Origin of the sequence: Kitasatospora sp. NPDC059571, from assembly GCF_042735675.1 — a bacterium.
Classification (GTDB): domain Bacteria; phylum Actinomycetota; class Actinomycetes; order Streptomycetales; family Streptomycetaceae; genus Kitasatospora.
This window is the reverse complement of sequence record NZ_JBHWBW010000709.1, coordinates 1-2,625: the sequence shown is the minus strand read 5'-3', so window position 1 is coordinate 2,625 and position 2,625 is coordinate 1. Positions and strand designations below refer to the sequence as shown.

General features: G+C 75.3%; 2 protein-coding genes. Both read right to left on the bottom strand.

The features are described 5' to 3' along the window. Positions 1-42: 42 nt before the first annotated feature. On the bottom strand, positions 43-1,161 hold the full coding sequence (locus ACFV0G_RS38125) for a M24 family metallopeptidase (protein ID WP_380558071.1): 1,119 nt from the start codon (positions 1,159-1,161) through the stop codon (positions 43-45). A 22-nt stretch (positions 1,162-1,183) separates the two neighbouring features. Continuing rightward, positions 1,184-2,533 carry a dipeptidase gene (locus ACFV0G_RS38120; protein WP_380558068.1) on the bottom strand — a complete coding sequence of 450 codons (1,350 nt, stop codon included), beginning with the start codon at positions 2,531-2,533 and terminating at the stop codon, positions 1,184-1,186. Positions 2,534-2,625: the final 92 nt, after the last annotated feature.

Below are 2,625 nucleotides of genomic sequence, written 5' to 3'. Positions count from 1 at the left end.
GCCGCCGACCGGGCGGGCCCGGTCGGCGGCCGGCAGACGGGCTCAGCCGACCACGGCGAGGTCGTGCGGGGTGGAGTTGAAGCGCCGGCCGCCGTCCTCGGTGACGGTGACGATGTCCTCGATCCGGACGCCGAAGCGGCCGGGGAGGTAGATGCCGGGTTCGACGGAGAAGCACATACCGGGGACGAGCGGCTGCCGCTCGCCCTCGACCATGTAGGGCGGCTCATGGGTGGTCAGGCCGATGCCATGGCCGGTGCGGTGGATGAAGTACTCGCCGTACCCGGCGTCGGTGATCACCCGGCGGGCTGCCCGGTCGATCTCCTGGCAGGCGACGCCGGGCCGGACGGCCTCGAAGCCGGCCTGCTGGGCGCGCCGGACGATCTCGTGCACCTCGCGCACCTCGGCGGGCACCTCGGCGCCGACGTGCACGGTGCGGGTGGTGTCGGAGCCGTAGCCGTCCTTGAGGCCGCCGAAGTCGAGGACGACGGTGTCGCCCTCGGCGATGACCCGGTCGCCGGCCTCGTGGTGCGGGTTGGCGCCGTTCGGGCCGGAGCCGACCACGGTGAAGTCGACCTGACTGTGGCCGTGCCGGCGCAGCGCCTCGGCGAGGTCGGCGGCGACCTCGTTCTCGGTGCGGCCGGCGAACGGGACGGTGAGGATGTCCCGGTACGCGGCGTCGGCGGCGGCGCCGGCCGCGGCGAGCCGTTCGAGCTCGTCGGCGCCCTTGACGGCGCGCAGCATCGGCAGGCTCGCGGTGAGCGAGGTGTAGGAGGTGCCGGGCAGGGCCTCCTGGAGGGCGATCAGGTGCATCGCCCAGGCGCCGTCGGAGATGCCGTACCAGCCGGTCGGGTCGAGGAGTTCGCGGGCGGCCCGGTAGGGGTCGCTGCCGTCGGTCCAGTCGGTGACGCGGACGGCGGCGGCGCCGGGTGCGGCCTCGGCGTCGGGGCGTTCGAGCTTGGGGACGATCAGGACGGGCTGCTCGCCGGGGGTGATGAGCAGTGCGGTGAGGCGTTCGGTGATCGCGGTGGGACGGTAGCCGGTGAGGTGGACGAGGTCGGGGCCGGGGGTGATGACGAGTCCGGCGAGTCCGGCGTCGTCGGCGGCGGTCGCGGCGCGGGCCATCCGGTCGGCGAAGTCCCGGGTGGTGAAGGGCTGGGGCATGGCGGTGTCTCGCTCCTCGGGGTCAGGCACGGGCGGCGGCGTAGTGGCGCAGGAAGAGCGCCTCCACGTGGGCCATGTGCTCGATCTCGCCCGGGTCGACACTCTCGTTGGGGGCGTGGATGAGGCAGCGGGGCTCCTCGACGCCCATGAGGACGATCTCGGACTCGGGGTAGGCGGCGGCCAGCACGTTGCAGAGCGGGATGGAGCCGCCCTGGCCGAGGAAGGCGAGGCCCTTGCCGTAGACCTCCTGGGCGGCCTTGTCGAGGGCGGTGTAGGCGGGCCCGTCGGTGGCGGCGCGGAACGGCGAGCCGATCTGCTCGGGTTCGACCTCGACCCGGGCGCCCCACGGGGCGGCGGCCAGCAGGTGGGCGGTGAGGGCCTCGCGGGCGGCGGCGGAGTCGGTGCCGGGCGGCACGCGGAGGCTGACCCGGGCACGGGCGGTGGCGGGGACGGCGGCGGCGGAGCCGACGACGGGCGGGCAGTCGATGCCGAGGACGGTGACCGCGGGGCGGGCCCAGAGCCGGTCGGCGACGGTGCCGGAGCCCATCAGGTCGACCCCGTCGAGGACGGCGGCGTCGGCGCGGAACTGCTGTTCGTCGTAGCCGACGCCGTCCCAGCCGGCGTCGGCGTCCAGGCCGTCGATCCGGGTGGCGCCGTCGGGGCCGCGCAGCGAGTCGAGGATCCGGATCAGTGCGGCGAGGGCGTCGGGGGCGGGGCCGCCGAACATGCCGGAGTGCAGGTCGCCGGCGAGCGTGGAGACGGTGACGACGACGTTGGCGACGCCGCGCAGCGTGGTGGTGGCGGTGGGGACGCCGACCGCGGCGTTGCCGGTGTCGCAGATGAGCAGCGCGTCGGCGTGGAGTTCGTCGGTGTGGCCGCGGAGGTAGTCCTCCAGGCCGCCGGTGCCCTGCTCCTCGGAGCCCTCGGCGACGAACTTCAGGCCGACCGGGAGGTCGTCGCCGAGCGCCCGCAGGGCGGTGAGGTGCATGACGATGTTGCCCTTGCAGTCGGCGGCGCCGCGTCCGTACCAGCGGCCGTCGCGCTCGGTGAGTTCGAACGGCGGGGAGGTCCAGGCGGTGTCGTCGAGCGGCGGCTGGACGTCGTAGTGGCAGTAGAGCAGGACGGTGGGGGCGCCGGGCGGCGGCGGGCGGTGGCCGATGACGGCGTGGCTGCCGTCGGGGGTCTCGGCGAGGTGGACGTCGCGCAGTCCGGCCTCGGTGAAGGCGGCGGCGACCCACTCGGCGGCCTCGCGGCACTTCTCCGGCGGGTACTGGCGCGGGTCGGCGACGGACGGGATGGCCACCAGTTCGGCGAGGTCGGCCCTGGCCCGGGTCATCAGGGCGGAGATCCGCGCCGCGAGGTCGTCGGTCATGGCTGGGTCAGCTCCTCGGGTCACGTGCCGCGCGCGCCGCCCCCGGTCGGGGGCGGCGGGACCGGCCCGGCGTCACTTCCGCACCCTGAGGT

Bases quoted from the DNA above. Each gene is read 5' to 3' on its own strand.
- ACFV0G_RS38125 (WP_380558071.1), bottom strand. From the start codon at position 1,161: ATGCCCCAGCCCTTCACCACCCGGGACTTCGCCGACCGGATGGCCCGC.
- ACFV0G_RS38120 (WP_380558068.1), bottom strand. From the start codon at position 2,533: ATGACCGACGACCTCGCGGCGCGGATCTCCGCCCTGATGACCCGGGCC.